Source organism: Shimia fortis, from assembly GCF_040225985.1.
In the GTDB taxonomy this organism is placed as follows: domain Bacteria; phylum Pseudomonadota; class Alphaproteobacteria; order Rhodobacterales; family Rhodobacteraceae; genus Shimia.
Genome location: NZ_JBBPEU010000003.1, coordinates 243545 through 258219 on the forward strand (window position 1 = coordinate 243545; position 14675 = coordinate 258219).

17 protein-coding genes are annotated in these 14675 nt (G+C 60.7%); 6 read left to right on the forward strand and 11 right to left on the reverse strand.

What is annotated here, in order from left to right; translation table 11 throughout:
- Window positions 1-22: 22 nt before the first annotated feature.
- The 5 genes from WNE31_RS07710 to WNE31_RS07730 all read left to right on the forward strand — a co-directional run bounded on the left by WNE31_RS07710 (window position 23) and on the right by WNE31_RS07730 (window position 3880).
- On the forward strand, window positions 23-166 hold the full coding sequence (locus tag WNE31_RS07710) for a hypothetical protein (RefSeq protein WP_349979135.1): 144 nt from the start codon (window positions 23-25) through the stop codon (window positions 164-166).
- Window positions 167-343: 177 nt separating this feature from the next.
- The gene (locus WNE31_RS07715; protein WP_349979136.1) at window positions 344-880 is read left to right on the forward strand and encodes a tetratricopeptide repeat protein; all 537 of its coding nucleotides are present in this window, start codon (window positions 344-346) and stop codon (window positions 878-880) included.
- 79 nt (window positions 881-959) lie between these two features.
- Window positions 960-2036, forward strand: a complete 1077-nt coding sequence (locus tag WNE31_RS07720; protein ID WP_349979137.1) for a flagellar motor switch protein FliG — start codon at window positions 960-962, stop codon at window positions 2034-2036.
- Between the two features lie 50 nt (window positions 2037-2086).
- Entirely contained in the window at window positions 2087-2944 is an 858-nt protein-coding gene (locus WNE31_RS07725) for a DMT family transporter (protein WP_349979138.1), read from the forward strand.
- Window positions 2945-2956: 12 nt separating this feature from the next.
- Window positions 2957-3880, forward strand: coding sequence for a lysophospholipid acyltransferase family protein (locus tag WNE31_RS07730; protein WP_349979139.1), 924 nt, complete (start codon window positions 2957-2959; stop codon window positions 3878-3880).
- 4 nt (window positions 3881-3884) lie between these two features.
- On the opposite strand, the gene WNE31_RS07735 is transcribed toward WNE31_RS07730, so the two are convergent.
- Complete coding sequence (locus WNE31_RS07735) at window positions 3885-4583, reverse strand: DUF1223 domain-containing protein (protein WP_349979140.1); 699 nt, start codon at window positions 4581-4583, stop codon at window positions 3885-3887.
- A 199-nt stretch (window positions 4584-4782) separates the two neighbouring features.
- Here WNE31_RS07735 and acnA point away from each other — a divergent pair, with 199 nt between their 5' ends.
- Window positions 4783-7470, forward strand: coding sequence for an aconitate hydratase AcnA (gene acnA, locus WNE31_RS07740; protein ID WP_349979141.1), 2688 nt, complete (start codon window positions 4783-4785; stop codon window positions 7468-7470).
- A gap of 76 nt (window positions 7471-7546) precedes the next feature.
- Here acnA and WNE31_RS07745 read toward each other — a convergent pair whose 3' ends face one another.
- The 10 genes from WNE31_RS07745 to yajC form a co-directional block, all read right to left on the reverse strand.
- Window positions 7547-8089 carry a DsbE family thiol:disulfide interchange protein gene (locus tag WNE31_RS07745; protein WP_349979142.1) on the reverse strand — a complete coding sequence of 181 codons (543 nt, stop codon included), beginning with the start codon at window positions 8087-8089 and terminating at the stop codon, window positions 7547-7549.
- Window positions 8082-8234 (reverse strand): heme exporter protein CcmD, encoded by a 153-nt coding sequence (gene ccmD / locus WNE31_RS07750; RefSeq protein ID WP_349979143.1) that lies wholly within the window; start codon window positions 8232-8234, stop codon window positions 8082-8084. Before ccmD ends, WNE31_RS07745 begins: the two co-directional genes overlap by 8 nt.
- Window positions 8231-8962, reverse strand: coding sequence for a heme ABC transporter permease (locus WNE31_RS07755; RefSeq protein WP_349979144.1), 732 nt, complete (start codon window positions 8960-8962; stop codon window positions 8231-8233). Before WNE31_RS07755 ends, ccmD begins: the two co-directional genes overlap by 4 nt.
- Before the next feature lie 110 nt (window positions 8963-9072).
- Entirely contained in the window at window positions 9073-9729 is a 657-nt protein-coding gene (ccmB, locus tag WNE31_RS07760) for a heme exporter protein CcmB (RefSeq protein ID WP_349979145.1), read from the reverse strand.
- Window positions 9726-10355 (reverse strand): heme ABC exporter ATP-binding protein CcmA, encoded by a 630-nt coding sequence (ccmA, locus tag WNE31_RS07765; protein ID WP_349979146.1) that lies wholly within the window; start codon window positions 10353-10355, stop codon window positions 9726-9728. The genes ccmB and ccmA overlap by 4 nt, the downstream gene beginning before the upstream one ends.
- Before the next feature lie 188 nt (window positions 10356-10543).
- Complete coding sequence (locus tag WNE31_RS07770; RefSeq protein WP_349979147.1) at window positions 10544-10897, reverse strand: Mth938-like domain-containing protein; 354 nt, start codon at window positions 10895-10897, stop codon at window positions 10544-10546.
- Between the two features lie 10 nt (window positions 10898-10907).
- Window positions 10908-11660 (reverse strand): sulfite exporter TauE/SafE family protein, encoded by a 753-nt coding sequence (locus tag WNE31_RS07775; RefSeq protein WP_349979148.1) that lies wholly within the window; start codon window positions 11658-11660, stop codon window positions 10908-10910.
- Complete coding sequence (secF, locus tag WNE31_RS07780) at window positions 11653-12621, reverse strand: protein translocase subunit SecF (protein ID WP_349979150.1); 969 nt, start codon at window positions 12619-12621, stop codon at window positions 11653-11655. The genes WNE31_RS07775 and secF overlap by 8 nt, the downstream gene beginning before the upstream one ends.
- Window positions 12622-12624: 3 nt before the next feature.
- Window positions 12625-14307: a protein translocase subunit SecD gene (secD, locus tag WNE31_RS07785; protein ID WP_349979151.1), complete on the reverse strand. Its 1683-nt coding sequence runs from the start codon at window positions 14305-14307 to the stop codon at window positions 12625-12627.
- A 33-nt stretch (window positions 14308-14340) separates the two neighbouring features.
- The gene (yajC, locus tag WNE31_RS07790) at window positions 14341-14631 is read right to left on the reverse strand and encodes a preprotein translocase subunit YajC (RefSeq protein ID WP_349979153.1); all 291 of its coding nucleotides are present in this window, start codon (window positions 14629-14631) and stop codon (window positions 14341-14343) included.
- Window positions 14632-14675: the final 44 nt, after the last annotated feature.

A 14675-nucleotide genomic window follows, 5' to 3' on the forward strand; every position in this document is an offset into this window, starting at 1 on the left:
ATCTTATCCTCGGGAGGACACCATGAAAACTGCTTCCACGATCACACTTGCCCTGATTGCGAGCTTTGCCTTCTCGACCCTTGCCTCTGCAGCCGAAAAAGACTGCAAGCCGGGGTTCGTCTGGGATAAGCTGGACAATCAATGCACCTGCGATGAACGTCGCTGATTTCCCCGCGACCAAAGGGTTTATGCTTGCCCTGACCGCTGCCTTTGTCATTCTGTACACGGCAGCGGCACAGGCTGCGCCCAAGAAATGCCCTCCGGGAAGTTATTGGGACACGTATGACCAGATGTGCATTTATGCCAATGACCGTTAACCACAACTTCTTTCGGAGCAGCTGACATGTTCACCAGATCCCTTGCCGCCGCCGCGCTTTTGCTGGCCCCCCTTTCGGTGCACGCCGCCGGCGGAGACGATTTCGTTCCTAAACCCACCCCGACCACCAAAGAGTGCAAGAACGGTAAGGTCTGGAGCGAAAAGAAAAAGCGCTGCGTCAAACCCGGAAATGCCAGCCTTGTGGATGATGTGCTGTATGGCGCGGTGCGCGAATACGCCTATGCAGGCCAGTATGAGAACGCACAAAAGGTTCTGGCTGCCATGTCGGACCAGCAGGAAGACCGGGTGCTGACCTATTGGGGCTTTACCCATCGCAAGATGGGCAATGTCGACCTTGGCATGTCCTATTATGAGGCCGCACTTGAGACCAATCCGGATAACCTTTTGGTGCGCTCGTATATGGGTCAGGCCTTTGTCGAGAGCGGAGACAGCTATCTCGCCTATCTGCAGCTCAAGGAAATCCGCGCCCGTGGGGGCGCCGGTACCTGGCCCGAGACCTCTCTGGCCGAAGCGATCCGCACCGGATCGACCTATAATTACTAAAATTGACAAGACCGGCGGGGTTTTGAACTTTTGTTCACCAAACCCCGCCTAAGGTCCGGGCAAGAAAGGAGTCTCGCCCATGACCGTTCCTGCCGCGACTGCGCAGCTTTCCCCTCCTGATTTGCAACCCGCCTTGCCCGCGCCCTCGGATCTGGGGCTGAGCCGTCGCCAGAAGGCGGCGATCATCCTGCGTTTTCTGCTGAACGAAGGGGCCGAGGTGTCGCTGACCACTTTGCCCGACGACATGCAGGCGGATCTCACGCAAATGATGGCCGAGATGCGCTATATCGACCGCGACACGCTGGCGGTCGTGCTGATGGAATTTGCGGGTGAGCTTGAATCCATCGGCCTGTCGTTCCCGCGTGATATTGCCGATGCGCTGACGGCGCTGGAAGGCCGGATCAGTCCGATGACCGCCGCCCGCCTTCGGAAAGAGGCCGGGGTGCGCCAGACAGGCGACCCCTGGGCACGTATCCGTGCCCTGCCCACCGACAGCCTGAAAGAGATTGTCGACCGCGAAAGTACCGAGGTGTCAGCGGTCATGCTGTCAAAACTCGACGTGGCCAAGGCCGCCGATCTTCTGGGGCAGTTGCCCGGCGACAGGGCCCGCCGTATCGCTTATGCCATTTCGATGACCGGCGGGATCACACCCGACACCGTAGACCGGATCGGCCTGTCGCTGGCCGCGGCGCTGGACGATATCCCGCCCAAGGCCTTTGACGGCGACCCCAGCAAACGCGTCGGCGAAATTCTGAACGTGTCTCCTGCCGCCACGCGCAACGATGTGCTGGTCGGGCTGGAGGAAACGGATGCAGGCTTTGCAGACCGCGTGCGCAAATCGATTTTTACCTTTGCCGACATTCCGCGACGCCTGTCGCCGCTGGATGCCCCCGCCGTGCTGCGCGAAGTTGACCAGGCTGTGCTAATCCGCGCTCTGTCCGGCGCGCTGGACAATTTTCCCGACGTGGCCGAGTTTCTGCTGGGCAACATCTCGACCCGCCTCGCCGACCAGCTGCGCGAGGATGTGCAGGACCTTGGCAAAGTGTCCGCCAAAGATAGCGAAGCGGCCATGACCCAGATCGTTCTTGCCATTCGCGCGTTGCAGGACCGGGGCGACATACAATTGAAACCCACAGAAGAAGAGATCGACAGCTAGAGCGCCGGAAACGGTTTACAGCCGCGCATGGCGGGCATAGTGCTGATGCCATGAACAGCCTGTCCCCCAACGCGCGCGCCATTCTTCTTATGATCGCGGCGATCTTCTGCTTTACGCTGATGGATGCCACCGCCAAGGCCCTGTCGCCGCGCATCGGCGTCGTGCCCGCCCTTTGGGCGCGCTATGCGGGCCAGACGCTGGTGGTGCTGGTGCTGGTGGCGCGTCGCTTGCCCGGGGTGCTCAAAACCCGCTATCCAAAGCTGCAAATCGCGCGTTCGGTCTTCCTGATGGGGGCGACATGGTGCTTTTTCGTCGGCATAAGCCATATCGGCCTGACCGACGCCACCGCAATCATGGACGTGAACCCCGTTCTGATCACCCTTGGAGCCGCGTTGTTTCTTGGTGAACGGCTTGGGCCGCGCCGGGTCGCCGGGATCGCGGTATCCCTGATCGGCGCCATGATCGTGATCCGGCCCGGTTCGGACGTGTTTTCGCCCTATGCGGTCTATCCGCTGGCGGCGGCGTTTTTCTACTCGGCCTATGCGCTGGCAACCCGGTTTGTCGGCAAGGATGAGGACGTCTGGACCTCGCTTCTCTATACCGGCGTCTTTGGCACGATCGTGCTGAGCCTTCTGGCCCTGCCCACGATGCCCCTGCCCGATCCGGCCAGTCTGTTGTTGATGGCGCTGATCACGCTGTTCGGTACGGTGTCACAACTTTTGCTGATCCGCGCGCTGTCGCAGGGCGAAGCGTCGATGCTGGCGCCGTTTGCCTATACGGGGCTGATCTTTGCAACAGTGTGGGGCGTGGTATTTTTTGGCGAGTTCCCCGATTTCTGGACAATCATCGGCGCGCTTGTGATTGCGGCGGCGGGCACCTATGTGTGGCACCGCGAAACCTTTCGATAAGACCCCGGACAGATGGCAGCAGAAAAAGACAGCTTTGGTCAAAAGGCCGTGGATTACACGGTGAACATCGTGATCCGCGCGGCCATTGGCACCGCCATGTTGATGCCCTATGAAACGCGGGTGCGCGGCATGGGGTGGCTGACCGCGCATGTGCTGGCCCCGATTGGCGGGTTTCGCAAACGCATCCGGATGAATCTGGCGCATGTGCTGCCCGATCTGCCAAAGGCCGAGGTCGACCGTATGGTCCGCGCCGTGCCTGACAATGTGGGCCGCACCCTGATCGAGATCTATTCCGGCGAGGATTTTGTGAAACGCGCCATCACGGCCCCGATCGAGGGGCCCGGTCTGGCCCGTCTCGAGGCGGCGCGCGATGCGGGGCGTCCGGTGATCCTCGTCACCGGGCATATGGGAAATTACGATGCTGTGCGCGCCAACCTGATCCATCGCGGCTATAACATGGGGGCGCTCTATCGGCGCATGTCGAACCCTTATTTCAACGACCATTACGTGCGCTCGATCTCAAAGATCGGCACGCCGATGTTCGAACAGGGCCGCAAGGGCATGATCGAGATGGTCCGCCACATCAAGGCGGGCGGCATTTTGGGCATTCTGACTGACCTTTACGTACAGGACGGCGAACCACTTGAATTCTTTGGACAAAAGGCACGCACTTCGCTTGTGACGGCGGAACTGGCGCTCAAATTCGATGCGGCGCTGATCCCGGTCTATGGGCTGCGCAATCCGGACGGTCTGAGTTTTCGGATCGTGGCGCAGGATGAAATCCCCCACTCCGATCCGATCACCATGACGCAAGCCGTGAATGACGGGCTGGAATCCCTTGTGCGCGAAAACATGGACCAGTGGTTCTGGATTCACCGCCGCTGGAAATACGCGACGCGCCCGCTGCGCCCCAAAGGTTCGGTCCAGAAATCCTGACCGCTTACCGGATGCGGGCCGCTGCAAGGATGGGCCCGTTGCCCGTTTCCTGGATCAACGCGACCACAGGGTTGTCGCCACGTGCAGGCGCCTTGATTTTCAGGGGTGCGCGCCCGTCCCATTCGGCGATCACGTCCCAGCCATCAACGATATTGGTATAGGTGAGCGTTTTGCCCGCATTCTCGCCGCGCTTGATGTCAACCGATTGCTCAGGTTTATAGCGCACGAGATGCACGACCATGTTCTTGACAGCGCCTGTCGCCTCGGCCTCGATCCAGACCGTGCCGCCCTGCCGCCGCATCGCCATGCGCACGGGTGACGCCGCGCGTTTATGTGCCTCGATCAACCCGTTCACCTTGTCAGGCTTGTTGCCGACAACGTGGTCCCGTCCGCCGATGATCAACTGGGGCGTATAAACCGAGCGATGCCCCGCCGCCACGGCATAGGCTTTCTGCCGCTTGGTGTAGGCGGGATTGGCAAAGCTGTCTTTCCAGCCAATGTAATCCCAGTAATCGACATGCAGCGCCAGCGCGATCACGTCCTCGCGCGCGGACAGTTCGTTGTGAAAAAACGCGTCGGCCGGCGGGCAGGACGAACATCCTTGCGAGGTATAAAGTTCGACCACCACAGGGCGTGTCTCGGCCTGCGCCGCCAACGTGGTCGCGCACCAGAGCATGATTATCACCGCAGCGAGTCGCTTCATTCCGAGATGTCCCCTTTTTCGAATACCCTGAAACTAGACCCGCAGCCCTGAAATAACCAATCAAGCATTTGCGAGCAGCCGGTGAAGCCCCTGTAAAGCCCTGGCCTGACACTCGCCCCTCTCCCCCCTTGAAAGGCGCGGGGCGATACGCCACCTTTTTATCACAACACCCCTAAAGTAATTTCAAAGGGAGGCCCCCATGCCGATCAAGGTTGGACAAGACAGCGCAAAGTCGCGCAAAACGCTGAACATCAACGGAAAATCCATTTCATTCTATTCTATCCCGGCCGCGCAGGAGGCGGGGCTCGGGGATTTCTCGCGCCTGCCCGCCGCGTTGAAAGTGGTACTGGAAAACATGCTGCGGTTCGAGGATGACGGGTTTTCTGTCTCGACCGACGATATCCGCGCCTTTGCCGATTGGGGTGCGAACGGGGGCAAGAACCCGCGCGAGATCGCCTATCGCCCAGCCCGCGTCTTGATGCAGGATTTCACCGGCGTACCTGCGGTGGTGGACCTTGCCGCAATGCGGGACGGGATCAAAGGGCTGGGCGGCGACGCACAAAAAATCAACCCGCTGAACCCCGTAGACCTCGTGATCGACCATTCGGTGATGATCGACGAATTCGGCAACCCGCGCGCCTTCCAGATGAACGTGGACCGCGAATATGAACGCAATATGGAGCGCTATCAGTTCCTGAAATGGGGCCAGAGCGCGTTTGACAATTTCCGCGTAGTGCCGCCGGGCACGGGTATTTGTCACCAGGTGAACCTTGAATACCTGGCCCAGACAGTCTGGACCGACACCGACCAGAACGGAGAAACCGTCGCCTATCCCGACACGCTGGTTGGAACCGACAGCCACACAACCATGGTCAACGGCATGGCCGTGCTGGGATGGGGTGTCGGCGGGATCGAGGCCGAGGCTGCAATGCTGGGCCAGCCGATCTCGATGCTGATCCCCGAGGTCGTTGGCTTTGAGCTGACCGGAGACATGGTCGAGGGCACCACCGGCACAGATCTGGTGCTGAAAGTGGTCGAAATGCTGCGTGAAAAGGGCGTGGTGGGCAAATTCGTCGAATTCTACGGCGAAGGGCTGGACCGTCTGCCGTTGGCCGACCGGGCCACGATTGCCAACATGGCGCCGGAATACGGTGCGACCTGTGGCTTCTTCCCGATTGACGGTGAAACCCTGCGCTATATGCGCACCACCGGTCGTGACGAGGACCGGATTGCGCTGGTCGAGGCCTATGCCAAGGAAAACGGGCTGTGGCGCGGGGCGGATTATGCGCCGATCTACACCGATACGCTCAGCCTTGATATGGGCACGATTGTGCCCGCCATTTCCGGCCCCAAGCGCCCGCAGGATTTCGTGGCGCTGACCGATGCCAAGGCAACCTTCCTGCGCGAGATGGAAGAGACCTTCAAGCGCCCAATGGACAAGGAAGTATCCGTCAAGGGCGAGGACTATACGCTGTCGTCCGGTGATGTGGTGATCGCCTCGATTACGTCCTGCACCAACACGTCGAACCCTTACGTGATGATCGGCGCAGGGCTTGTCGCGCGCAAGGCCGCCGCGCTGGGGCTGGATCGCAAGCCGTGGGTCAAGACCTCGCTCGCGCCCGGCTCGCAGGTGGTGACGGAATATCTTGAAGCCGCAGGATTGCAGGACGACCTCGACAAGATCGGCTTCAACCTTGTCGGTTATGGCTGCACCACCTGTATCGGCAACTCGGGCCCGATCCAGGCCGAACTGTCCGAGGCGATTGCTGATGGCGATCTGGTTGCGGTCAGCGTCTTGTCGGGCAACCGCAACTTCGAAGGCCGCATCAGCCCGGACGTGCGCGCCAATTATCTGGCTTCTCCGCCCTTGGTCGTGGCCTATGCGCTGGCGGGCCGGATGGATATTGACCTCACATCCGAGCCGCTGGCCCAGACACCTGAAGGCAAGGATGTCTACCTGAAAGATATCTGGCCCAGCACGCAGGAAATCGCCGAGATCGTTGAAAAAACCGTGACGCGCGAGGCGTTTGTCACCAAATACGCCGACGTGTTCAAGGGCGACGACAAGTGGCAAAGCGTCGAAACCTCGGACAGTGAAACCTATGACTGGCCGCCGACCTCGACCTACATCCAGAATCCACCCTATTTCCGCGGCATGGCGCCCGAGCCGGGCACGATCAGTAATATCGAGGGGGCCAAGGTGCTGTTGATCCTGGGTGACATGGTGACAACCGACCATATCTCGCCCGCCGGATCCTTTGCGCAATCCTCACCCGCTGGGCAGTACCTGATGGACCGACAGGTCGAGCCGCGCGAGTTCAACTCTTATGGTTCACGCCGGGGCAATCACGAGATCATGATGCGCGGCACCTTCGCCAATATCCGCATCCGTAACGAAATGCTGGACGGGGTCGAGGGGGGCTATACGCTGGGCCCGGATGGCGCGCAGACCAGCGTTTACGAGGCGTCGATGGCCTATCAGGGCTTGGGCACACCGCTGGTCGTGTTTGGTGGCGCACAGTACGGCGCCGGATCGTCGCGCGACTGGGCCGCCAAGGGCACCGCGCTTTTGGGCGTCAAGGCTGTGATCGCCGAGAGCTTCGAGCGCATCCACCGGTCAAACCTTGTTGGCATGGGCGTGATCCCGTTTGAATTCACCGGCGGCGACACGCGCAAGACGCTGGGCCTGAAGGGCGACGAGACCGTGTCGATCCACGGGCTGAATACGATCGAACCCTTGCAGGAAGTGCCCTGTGATATCACCTATGGCGACGGCACGACCAAAACCATCACCCTGAAATGCCGGATCGATACCGCGCCCGAGATCGAATATGTCGAACATGGCGGCGTGCTGCACTATGTACTGCGCAACCTTGCCAAGGCCTGATCCCGGGCCGGACTCGCCTAAGAAAAAAGGCCCCGACGCAATGCGTTCGGGGCCTTTGTCATGTCAGCTGCGGCGTTCAGGACCCGCCGCGCAATTCTTCAAGCTTGGGGCGGATACGCTCCGTCAGTTCGCGTTGCGTCAACGGCCCCGCGACGCGGGTGATAATGCGTCCTTCCCCGTCCACCAGATAGGTCTCGGGCACGCCGTAAACACCCCAGTTCAACGCCATGCGTCCCTTGGGGTCGCTGCCAATAGCGATGAAGGGATCGCCAAGATCACGCAGGAATTTGGCCCCGTTGGCCAATGAGTCCTTGTAGTTGATCCCGTATATCGGAATGCCCTCGGCCTCGAGCTGCATCAGCGTCGGGTGTTCCACGCGACAGGGCGCGCACCAGCTGGCCCAGAAATTCACCAGCTTGACCTGTCCGTCTTTCATGTCGGCTGATGTAAAGCCCGGCAGATCGCCAAAAGGCTCTACATCGACATCCGGTGCGATCTGTCCGGCCAGTGCGGTGGGCAGTTCGTCGGGATTGTCCCGCGCCATGCCGAAAAAAAACAGCCCCGCCAAGGCCGCAAAGATCAGCGGAGGCGCAATCATCAGCGGTGAGACCTTAGCCACGTTTGCGTTCCTCCGCCTGTTCCAACTCTACCCGCGCCTTTCTGGCAGCGCGGATGCTCATAGCAACCAGCACCACCAGCAGAACAATCGACACGATGTATGACGACAGCACCGCGTCCGCGTATTTTCCAAGTTCAGGCATCATCCCAGTCTCTCCCGTGCCAAGAGCGCCTTGGTGCGCCGCTTTTGAATTTCCGTTCGGGTGCGCAGGAAAACCAGCGCAATGAACAGGAACACGAACCCCGCAATCGAGATATAAAGCGGCGTCGAGAACACGTCAGCGATGTTCTCTTCCTTGTCCAGCGACAGCGTCGCGCCCTGGTGCAGGCCCTGGTTCCAGAAGTTCACGGCATAGCGGCTGAGCACGGCAAAGACCGACCCGACGATACACAGGACCGAGGTCAGATCGGCCGCCGTGTCGGGATTGTCTATCGCTTCCCAGAGGGCGATATAGCCGAGATAGAACAGGAACAGGATCAGGAACGATGTCAGGCGCGGATCCCAGGCCCACCATGTGCCCCACATCGGCTGGCCCCAGATAGCGCCAGTGGCCAGCGCAATGAGCGTCATGATCACACCAATCGGTGCCGCCGCCTTGGCCGCAAGCGCCGAGACATGGTGTCGCCGGATCAACCAGATCAGCGAGGTCACCAGCATCATGAACCAGACATTGATCGCCATCAGCGCCGATGGCACGTGCAGGTAGATGATCTTGACCGTCGATCCCTGGCGGAAATCATCAGGGGTAAAGAAGAACCCCCAGACAAGCCCCACCACCAGTGTCATAACCGCAAGGATCGACACCCAAGGCAGCACGATTTCAGACGTCCGGATGAATTTCACCGGATTCGCGTATTCCCAGATAGAGCCCATGTCTCTTCCCTATATGCCTCTTTCGGCTTTTGCACCTCACATGCCAGTGAGGCGCCATGTCGTTTAGGTGATCCGGGGCACGCCCGAGTCACATGTCTTAACCCGCATATTTAGCGCAGGTTTACCCGTAAAACCAAGGCGCTCGCAAAGGGCAAAAGCGCAATCGTGCCGGCGGTGATCCCGGCCAGCATCAGCAGCGGCGTGCTGACCGCCAGCCCCTCGGCCCCGCGGCGCGCCACCTCGGCGCCAAAGATCAGCGTCGGCACGTAAAGCGGCAGCACCAGCAGCGACAACAGCAGCCCGCCCCGTTTCAGCCCCACGGTCAGTGCGGCCCCGAAGGTGCCGATCACCGATAGCGCGGGCGTGCCCAGCAACAGCGACAGGATCAGCCATGTATAACCCGCTTCGGGCAGGCCCAGCAGCAAGGCGAACAAAGGGGCTGCCAGACACAGCGGCAGGCCGGTCGTGATCCAGTGCGCCAGCGCCTTGACGGTCACCACGCCCTCCATCGGCAGGGGCGAAGTGGCGATCAGGTCCAGCGAGCCATCCTCCCAGTCCAGCGCGAAAATCCGGTCCAGAGACAAGAGACAGGCCAGCAAGGCCCCAAGCCACAGGATCCCCGGTGCAATCTTGGACAAAAGTCCGCTTTCGGGGCCGACCCCGAAGGGCACCAGCACCGTCACGATCAGGAAAAACGCAAGGCCCAGACCAAAGCCGCCGCCTGCCCGCATGGCCAGTTTCAAGTCACGCACCAGAAGCGCAATCATAAGAAACCCTCGTCGAAACTGCTGTTGAAGGCGTCATGGCTGGTTTCGGGCTTGGCGCGATAGGGGCCGACATCAAACACCTCGGCATCCAGACCAAGGTCGATATGGGTCGCGATCAGTGCCGATCCACCCGCCGCCAGATGCGTGCGGACCGCGTTGGCGAACATCTCTACCGAGGCCACATCCAGCGACACTGTCGGTTCATCCAGGATCCAGATCGGTCGCCCCGTCACCAACAACCGCGCAAGCCCCAGGCGGCGTTTCTGCCCCGCGGACAGCGCCGCGGCGGGCCGGTCTACCAGCGCCCCGAGGTCGAACCCCTCCAACGCCTGCGAGATCCCTTTGGTACCAAAGATATCGGCCCAGAAATGCAGGTTTTCGGACACGCTGAGCATACCTTTCAACCCGTCGCTATGGGCGGCATAAGCAATGTTTTCGGGGTCACAATCCACGCACCCCGCCACCGGCGGCTGCAATCCGGCCACCGTGCGCAACAACGTGGTTTTACCGACCCCGTTCGGCCCGCGCAGCACCAGCGCCTTGCCCGGCGCCAGCGAGAAATTCACCCCTTCGAGCACAGGGATTCCCCCGCGCGCAATGGTCAGGTCTGTCACGCTTAAAGTCATGAAAGTGGCTTAGCTCATAAGCGGTTTCGAAAAAAGCGGAATTCCCGCTTCCGCCCTCTATTCCCGAAAGGCCGGACAGAGACCTTGAGATGGATCAATCCCATGATCTTCACCTTTCCCAAAATACTCCGGGGTGAATTGGCCCCGCAGGGGCCAAGAGGGGCAGCGCCCCTGCCTGTCCCGCCCGGTCACACGGGCAGCAGCACCGCCGCCATGCGCCGCCCTTCCGAAGCCAGCACGTTATAGGTGCGGCAGGCCGTGGGGCTTGCCATGAGTTCAACCCCGATCCCGGCCTCTTCCAGCATGGCGCGAAACCCTGACGGCACGTGCTGCATCTTTTCCCCCGTTCCCATCAGCACGAAATCAATCTCGTCTTTCAGGGCAAGAATGCTGTCGGTGTCATCATAGCCCGCCCAACCCTGCGCACCCTTTGCGTGGATGATGGCGGCGCCCTCGATCACCTCGCCCCCGATCCGGAAAAACCCCGGCCCGTAGCCCTCGATCGGGATGGCCCCTTCATAGACAACTTCGCTCAGCTTCATTTCTATCCCCCTAGGTCAGGATCGGCAGGCCAGAGATGGCCGAGGCCGCGATAATGATGTAGGCCACGGCGCGGTAGAGTCGTTCGCGCGCCGGGTCAAAGATAACGCCTCCCAGCCAATTGCCCAAGACCGCCGGCACTGCCAGCAACAGGCCCAGCACAAAGGGCAGCGCCGCCAGTTGCGCCGTGATGGCCAGAACCGCGATCAGCAACAGGTCATAGCCGAACAGATAGACATTGGTATTGGCGCGGATCACGGCGGGGCCGTGCGGGCTGGCCATGTAGAAAAGGATCACCGGTGGCCCGGGCAGCCCGGCAACACCGCCAAGAAACCCCGCCCCGCCCCCGATCCCGTAAACCATCGGCGCCGTGACAGTCCCGCGATAGCGCAGCCCTGCGATCAAAACCACCAGCATCCCAAGCGCAATCCCCGAGATGACATAGCGGATGATATCGGGATTGACGCTGACAATCACCAAAAGCCCGATCGGCAGCGCGATCACCGTGCCGATGAACAGGCGCATCAAGTCACGTTTATGGGCAATCCGGACTGTCCCCGGCAGGTTGGGCAGCGGCCCGAAGATATCCATTGCCGCCACGGTCAGGATGGCCCAGACCGGCGGCATGAACTGTGCCGCCACCGGCAAATAGACAAGCGCGGTTCCGAACCCTGCGAAACCGCGCACCATGCCGGCCACAAAGGCCGCCAGTCCGATCCAGATCAACCCTTCAAAGGCAAGCGCCTCTGAAAGGAGATCAGGCATCAATGTTGGCGAACTGGTTGCCACCGGTGTTCGACGGCTTGGACCAGTCGCGCTTGACCCCCAGTTTCAGAAGAACCGCAGAGGCCACGAAGATCGACGAATAGGTGCCGACGATCACGCCCCAGATCATCGCGAAGACAAAACCGCGGATCACATCGCCGCCCAGCACGAACAGCGAAATCAGCGCAAGCAGGGTCGTCACCGAGGTCATCACCGTCCGGCTCAGGGTTTCGTTGATCGACAGGTTCAGAACCTCTTTCAATTCGAGCTTTTTGTATTTGCGCAGGTTTTCCCGCACGCGGTCGAACACGACCACGGTGTCGTTCAGCGAGTAACCGACGATGGTCAGAAGGGCCGCGATAATGGCGAGGTCGAACCGGATTTGCAGTTCGGAGAACACACCAATGGTCAGGATCACGTCATGTACCAGCGCCGCCACGGCGCCCACGGCGAACTGCCATTCAAAGCGCAGCCAGATATAGACCAGAACCGCCGCAATCGCGAGCAGGACAGCGATCACGGCCGTCTGAATCAACTCGCCCGAGACTTTCGGGCCGACCGACTCCACCGAGACAAAGGAAATGTCCGGCGCCACGGCCTGAAGCGCGATCTCGACCTCTTTGATCACCGAAGAGGTGACGGCCTCTTGCCCGTCCTGCGCCTGGATGCGGATCATGGTGACGTTCTGATCCTCGTCGAAATTGGGATCGAACACCTCGGCGATGGTGACATCGCCCAGATCCAGCGGCGCAATCGCTTCGCGATACTCGGACACCACCACAGGCTGCGCGCTTTCGGTGCGGATCGTGGTCCCGCCGCGGAAGTCGATGCCGAAGTTCAGGCCCTGAATGAAGAAGCTCACCATGGCCAGCACCATCAGCGCCCCCGAAATCCCCAGCCAGAGCGCCGGACGGCTGAAGAAATCCCACTTGGTGTCCTTGGGAACAAGTCTCAGACGCATGGCTTATACCTCGATTGTCTTGGGACGGCGGCGTTCGAACCAGATCACCACCATCAGGCGGGTGACAAAGATCGCGGTGAACACGGATGTCATGATGCCCAGACCCAGCGTGATGGCAAAGCCGCGCACGGGGCCGGACCCGACCGCGAACAGGATCGCGGCGGTGATGAAAGTGGTGATGTTGGCGTCCAGAATGGCGCTCAGCGCCTTTTCATAGCCAAGGTCGATGGCACGGGCCGGACCTTTTGAGGATTTAATCTCCTCTCGGATCCGCTCGAACACCAGAACATTGGCGTCCACGGCCATCCCGATGGTCAGAACGATGCCCGCGATCCCCGGCAGGGTCAGCGTGGCTCCGATCAGCGACAACAGGCCAAAGATCAGGCCGACGTTGATGATCAGCGCGATATTGGCAAACAGGCCAAAGGTGCCATAGCTGAGGAACATGAAGACCAGCACGGCGACAAAAGCCACGATACAGGCGATCTTGCCCGCCTCGATGCTGTCCTGTCCCAGTTCCGGACCGATGGTCCGTTCTTCGAGGAATTCCAACCCTGCAGGCAGAGCCCCTGCCCGCAACAATACGGCCAGATTTGTGCTTTCCTCGACGGTGAAGCGGCCCGTGATAATGCCGGAGCCACCCGGGATGTGCGACTGGATCACTGGCGCCGAGACAACCTCGCCATCCAGAACGATGGCAAAGGGCGAGCCGATGTTCTCGGCCGTGTAGTCGCCAAATTTGCGCGCGCCGGTGGGGTTGAACCGGAACGACACCGCAGGGCGGTTGTTCTGGTCAAATGACGGCTGTGCATCCACCAATTCCTCGCCGGTCACAACCGGGGCGGATTCAAGCGTGTAATAGATGTCGTCGCCGGTGTCCGGCGTGTCGGCGTTTTCAAGCGCCGGGGCAATGAAATTGCCCACGCCGGGATTGGCGTCGGGGTTGGTACCGCGCCCGATCACCGGATGGAAGGTCAGTTGCGCTGTGGTCCCGATGATCTCTTTCAGCTCTGCAGCCGATCCGATGCCCGGCACTTGGATCAGAATGCGGTCGGCACCCTGCCGCTGGATTGTCGGTTCGCGCGTGCCAACCTCGTCAATCCGGCGACGGATGATTTCCAGCGATTGCTGTACCGTGCGTTCATCCGTGGCCAGCTTCTCGGCCTCGGAGAGGGTAATCACGACCTCGTCGCCCTCGGTATCCACCTCGATATCCGACGCCCCCGCCCCGGTCAGCGAAACAACCGGACGGGCCAGACCGCGCACCAGTTCTGCCGCGCGGCTGATGTTTTCGGGTTGCGAGACCTTGATACGCAGTTCGTCCACGTCCGAAGGTTGCAGGCGGATCGTGCCGATCGTGCCGCGTTCCTCGCGCAGCAGATCACGCACCTCGGGCCACATCGACTTGATGCGCGCCTCGTAGACATCCGAAACCTGAACCTCGGCCAAAAGGTGCGCACCACCGCGCAGGTCCAGCCCGAGATTGACCAGGGACGACGGCAGAAAATCGGGCCACATCGCGGCCTGCTCTTCCAGACCGTTCCCGGCATAGCCCAGTTCCAGCGCGGCCGTCGCGTCATTATGCGCCTCGACCCTTTCGTAAAAGGCGTTCGGCATGGCCATCAAAAGCCCGAACGCACAAACGGCCCAGATCAGGACCCGTTTCCAGAGGTCGATTTGCAGCATGATTGCAGCCCTGTTTTTGATTTTGCCTGCGGCTTACTCGGCTTTGGCCGGTTCGGTCTTGCTCAGAACCTGGGCAATAGTCGCCTTGACCACGCGCACCTTGACGCCCTCTGCGATCTCGACTTCGATCTCGCCGTCTTCCAGAACCTTCGACACCTTGCCGATCACACCACCCTGGGTCACGACCTTGTCCCCGCGGCGCAGCGACTCGACCATGGCCTGATGTTCCTTCATCTTTTTCTGTTGTGGGCGGATCAGAAGGAAATACATGATCGCGAAGATCAGGATAAGGGGCAGAAACTGGCCGATTGCACTTGCGTCCATTGGGGGTATCCTTTGTTGAGTGGTGCGGAACGCAGGCGCGCCCC

Coding starts and splice junctions, on each gene's coding strand:
- WNE31_RS07710 (WP_349979135.1), top strand. CDS start 23: ATGAAAACTGCTTCCACGATCACACTTGCCCTGATTGCGAGCTTTGCC.
- WNE31_RS07715 (WP_349979136.1), top strand. CDS start 344: ATGTTCACCAGATCCCTTGCCGCCGCCGCGCTTTTGCTGGCCCCCCTT.
- WNE31_RS07720 (WP_349979137.1), top strand. CDS start 960: ATGACCGTTCCTGCCGCGACTGCGCAGCTTTCCCCTCCTGATTTGCAA.
- WNE31_RS07725 (WP_349979138.1), top strand. CDS start 2,087: ATGAACAGCCTGTCCCCCAACGCGCGCGCCATTCTTCTTATGATCGCG.
- WNE31_RS07730 (WP_349979139.1), top strand. CDS start 2,957: ATGGCAGCAGAAAAAGACAGCTTTGGTCAAAAGGCCGTGGATTACACG.
- WNE31_RS07735 (WP_349979140.1), bottom strand. CDS start 4,583: ATGAAGCGACTCGCTGCGGTGATAATCATGCTCTGGTGCGCGACCACG.
- acnA (WP_349979141.1), top strand. CDS start 4,783: ATGCCGATCAAGGTTGGACAAGACAGCGCAAAGTCGCGCAAAACGCTG.
- ccmD (WP_349979143.1), bottom strand. CDS start 8,234: ATGATGCCTGAACTTGGAAAATACGCGGACGCGGTGCTGTCGTCATAC.
- WNE31_RS07755 (WP_349979144.1), bottom strand. CDS start 8,962: ATGGGCTCTATCTGGGAATACGCGAATCCGGTGAAATTCATCCGGACG.
- ccmB (WP_349979145.1), bottom strand. CDS start 9,729: ATGATTGCGCTTCTGGTGCGTGACTTGAAACTGGCCATGCGGGCAGGC.
- ccmA (WP_349979146.1), bottom strand. CDS start 10,355: ATGACTTTAAGCGTGACAGACCTGACCATTGCGCGCGGGGGAATCCCT.
- WNE31_RS07770 (WP_349979147.1), bottom strand. CDS start 10,897: ATGAAGCTGAGCGAAGTTGTCTATGAAGGGGCCATCCCGATCGAGGGC.
- WNE31_RS07775 (WP_349979148.1), bottom strand. CDS start 11,660: ATGCCTGATCTCCTTTCAGAGGCGCTTGCCTTTGAAGGGTTGATCTGG.
- secF (WP_349979150.1), bottom strand. CDS start 12,621: ATGCGTCTGAGACTTGTTCCCAAGGACACCAAGTGGGATTTCTTCAGC.
- secD (WP_349979151.1), bottom strand. CDS start 14,307: ATGCTGCAAATCGACCTCTGGAAACGGGTCCTGATCTGGGCCGTTTGT.
- yajC (WP_349979153.1), bottom strand. CDS start 14,631: ATGGACGCAAGTGCAATCGGCCAGTTTCTGCCCCTTATCCTGATCTTC.